Source organism: Albimonas pacifica (genome assembly GCF_900113695.1).
In the GTDB taxonomy this organism is placed as follows: Bacteria; Pseudomonadota; Alphaproteobacteria; order Rhodobacterales; family Rhodobacteraceae; genus Albimonas; species Albimonas pacifica.
In genome coordinates this window covers 1-3,102 of the sequence record NZ_FOQH01000044.1, presented here as the reverse complement: position 1 = coordinate 3,102, position 3,102 = coordinate 1, and the positions used below count along the sequence as shown (strand labels likewise).

The window sequence follows — 3,102 nt, the reverse complement described above, 5'->3', positions numbered from 1 at the left end:
CTGACCCTGCCGCGCGGGCCCGCGGGTCGGGCTGCGCCCTCCCCCGCTCTGCTCCGCCGAAAACACGGGGTTTTCGGACGGTTCAGACCGGCGGAGGCGCCGCCCATCGGCGGAAAGGGCCGCAAGACCCTGCCGCCATCGCAACCAAGGAGACGATCATGACGATCCATGCCGATCAAGCCGAGGCCGCGCGCACCGAAGCGTTCGCCGCCATCCGCGACGGGAACGACCGCTTTCGCAAATCTTTCGGGGCGGATTTCACCACGCCCGGCCAGGTGCTGATGAGCGCGGGCGTCGACGCGAAGGACATCGCCTTCAGGCAGGCCGCGATGTGCGCGCTCATCGCCTATGACGGCTTCACGCCGAAGACCGATCCCGACGGCGCCCATGATTTCGGCGTGCTCTGCGTCGAGGGCGTGCGGGTGTTCTGGAAGATCGACCTGCTGCCGGGGATCGACGCCACCCGACCCCATGCCCTGCGCCGCATCCTCACCCTTTTCCTTCCCATCGAGGCCTGAACCCGCCGCGGGGGCTGCCCCTGTCGCCGCCCCCCTGCCCCATCCCGAAAAGGAATTTTCGATGACCACCGACCTCCAGATGATCCCGCTCGCCAACCTGCACCTGAGCGCCATCAATCCGCGCCAGTCCTGCACCGAGGCCGAGATCGACGCGCTCGCGCTATCCCTGAGGACTGTGGGCCTCTTGCAAAACCTCGCCGGGTTCCAGGAAGCCGAAGACCGCATCGCCATCGTCGCCGGGGGTCGCCGCTGGCGGGCGCTCGCGAAGATCGCCGCGGAGGATGGCGCCGCGCCGCTGATCCCGGTCCGCGTCACTGATGACCCCGAGCAGGCCCGCGCCTGGGCCAGCGCCGAAAACGCGGCCCGCATGGCCCTCAACCCCGCCGACGAGATCGCGGCCTATGGCGAGATGGCCCGTTCAGGCGCGCCCGTGGACACCATCGCCCGGGCCTTCGCGGTCTCGGCGCGCCATGTCCGCGGGCGGCTGCGGCTGGCCGGACTGGCGCCGGTCATCCTCTCCGCGCTGCGCGCCGGAGAGCTCACCCTCGACGCCGCCGCGGCCTACACGGTGACCGAGGATCAGGCGGCGCAGGAGGCGGTGTTCCAGCGCCTCGCCCATGGCTGGCAGGGGAACGAGCCGCGCGCCATCCGCGCCGCCCTGCGCCCAGAGCACGGCGCCCCGCGCCTCGCGGCTTTCGTCACCCGCGCGGCCTATGAGGCCGAGGGCGGGACCGTGACCGAGGACCTCTTCGGCGACCGCATTTTCTACGACGACATGGCGCTGCTGAACCGCCTCGCCGCTGCGAAGCTGGAGGCGGAGGCCGAGACCCTGCGCGCCGCGGGCTGGTCTTGGGTCGAGACCGCGCTCGACGGGATCGACTGGCAGGTGCTGGACCGGATGACCCGGCTGCGGCTCCAACAGGTGGAGCCGAGCGAGGCGGAGGCGGCGCGGCAGGAGGAGCTGCGCGAGATGATGGAAGCAGGCGATGCCGACGAAGCGGCGGAGGCGGAGTTTTCCGAGCTGAACGCGCGCCTCTCCGCCGAAATCTGGACGCCGGAACAGATGGCCCATGCAGGCGCCATCGTGGAGCTGAGCCATGACGGCGCCCTGCGCCTGCGCTGCGGGCTGGTCCGACCCGAAGATCACGCCGCCGCGGTGGAGGCCGGGCTGGCGCAGCCCGCCCCGACCCGAGGCGCCGCGCCCGAGAAGAAAGGGCCTTATTCCGCGGCGCTCGCCGCCGACCTCGCCGCAATCCGCACCGGCGCCCTGCAGGCGGCGCTGCTTGAGAAGCCAGAACTGGCGCTGGACCTGCTGACCTTCGCCCTTTCCCAGCCCGCGCGTGCAGGCGCCCTGCCCCTCGCCATCACCGCCGAAGCCGCGCAGAACCAGCCCGACACCGGCGCGGAGACGCTTACCCTGCCCGAGGCCCTGACCGATCCCGCGCCGGAGCGTCTCTCCGCAGACGAGACCGCCGAGGGCTTCGCCGCCTTCCGCGCCCGCCCGAAGAAGGAGCGGAACCGCATCCTCGCCGCCTCGGTCGCCCGCGCGCTCTCGGCCCCGCTGGCGGACAAGGCCCCGCCGCTGGTCGAGGCGCTGATCGAGATCGCGGGCATGGCTCCCCGCGCGGTCTGGACCCCGGAGGCGGGTTTCTTCAAGCGGCTGACCAAGGAGCAGCTTCTCGCTATCGAGGCCGGGATCATGGGCCGCGACGCCCCTGCGCCGGACCTCGCCAAACAGCCCAAGGGCAAGCTCGTCGCCCATCTGAGCGCGATCTTCTCGGGCGAGAGCGTCGCCCTCTCCCCTGAGCAGAAGGCCCGTGCGGCGGCATGGTTGCCCAAAGGCATGTAAGATAGCCGCCCCGGCGCGCGCCGCCGGGGGCGCAGCGTTCGGCTCCGGTTGCGGACCGACGCCTGGCCCCGCCCTCGGGCGGGGTCTTTTTGCTCAATCGCCGCGCCTGGCGGCATCCGCGGCGCCCCGGCGACACGGCGCGGGCTACGCCCGCCTTCCGCCTGCCCCGCTCTCCGGGCGAGAGCGGTCGTCCACCCCACCCGCCCCCCCAGGGGCGGGCGGGGTTTGCAGCCGCCGAGCCGGACGGTGCCTCCATAGCGCAAAGGGAGGCGAGGCGGCTGTGGGCGAGCCGCGGGGGGTGAGCGCCTCGCCGGCAAGCAGGCGCATCAGGAGCCCGACAGCCGGCGCGTCAGAAGTACCGTCCCCAGACATCCGCGTTGCGCTGCCACAGCGCATGGGGAGACCATTCCACTTCGCCTGACCGCACCGCCTGCACCCAGTGCCAGAGATAGGACTGCCGTCCATCCTCGTAGCCGACATGGCCACGGGGCATCATGCAGGCGCCCTCGCGCCAGTTCTTCTGAGCCTCGGGCAGGTCGATGGCCCCGTTGATCCCGCCGCCGTTATCCTCCGGGTCCAGCTCGCAGATTTCTTCTCTCTCCCACCAGCAGACATAGCAGCAGTCCCCCTCCTTGATGACCGTGGGGCACAAGCAGCAGGCGCAGAGCGGGGTGTAATTCAGCGGAAGCATGGGCCTCGAACTCGAGGACATGGATAAATCGACCGTCAGATTGC

General features: G+C 71.2%; 3 protein-coding genes. 2 read left to right on the top strand and 1 reads right to left on the bottom strand.

Annotated features, from left to right (window positions below):
* Positions 1 to 158 precede the first annotated feature (158 nt).
* Together BM064_RS27260 and BM064_RS26410 are read left to right on the top strand one after the other, a co-directional pair.
* Entirely contained in the window at positions 159 to 518 is a 360-nt protein-coding gene (locus BM064_RS27260) for a DUF3768 domain-containing protein (RefSeq protein ID WP_143103486.1), read from the top strand.
* A gap of 61 nt (positions 519 to 579) precedes the next feature.
* Positions 580 to 2,367, top strand: coding sequence for a ParB/RepB/Spo0J family partition protein (locus tag BM064_RS26410; protein ID WP_177236418.1), 1,788 nt, complete (start codon positions 580 to 582; stop codon positions 2,365 to 2,367).
* A 349-nt stretch (positions 2,368 to 2,716) separates the two neighbouring features.
* Here BM064_RS26410 and BM064_RS26405 read toward each other — a convergent pair.
* The coding region (locus tag BM064_RS26405; RefSeq protein ID WP_218161138.1) for a hypothetical protein at positions 2,717 to 3,102 on the bottom strand (386 nt) is incomplete at its 5' end.

Coding starts and splice junctions, on each gene's coding strand:
- BM064_RS27260 (WP_143103486.1), top strand. CDS start 159: ATGACGATCCATGCCGATCAAGCCGAGGCCGCGCGCACCGAAGCGTTC.
- BM064_RS26410 (WP_177236418.1), top strand. CDS start 580: ATGACCACCGACCTCCAGATGATCCCGCTCGCCAACCTGCACCTGAGC.